General features: G+C 61.2%; 1 protein-coding gene. It reads left to right on the top strand.

Annotated elements, in window-relative coordinates:
• A partial coding sequence (locus tag CSR02_RS15370) for a transposase (RefSeq protein WP_143225635.1) occupies positions 1-392 on the top strand: 392 nt, incomplete at both ends.

Below are 392 nucleotides of genomic sequence, written 5' to 3'. Positions count from 1 at the left end.
AAGATAACGGAAGCCACCGTCAGTCTTACGCCTCTCGGCTGGCAGATCAGCATCGGGTGTAAGGACTGTGACGTTCAGGGCTTCGCTACAGACGGCGCGGTTGGCATTGACCGGGGTGTTGCCGTGCCGCTCATGCTTTCTGACGGCACGGCCTACATGCTGCCGGAACGGCTCAACGTCATCGAGAGACGGGCATGTAAGGCACAACGCATCCTTGCACGTCGCAAGCGGGGGTCGAACCGTCACGCCCTTGCTCGCAAGCGCGTTGCAGCACTCAAGGCAAAGGCCGCCCGTATCCGCAAGCACTGGGCGCACGAGACGACAACCGCCATCTGCCGAAACTACAGAACTGCGGTTATCGAGCGATTGCGCACCAGGGACATGACCGCCAG

This window comes from Acetobacter pomorum (assembly GCF_002738225.1).
GTDB lineage: Bacteria > Pseudomonadota > Alphaproteobacteria > Acetobacterales > Acetobacteraceae > Acetobacter > Acetobacter pomorum.
Note: the sequence above shows the minus strand (reverse complement) of the source record. Positions and strands in the feature narration are given on the sequence as shown.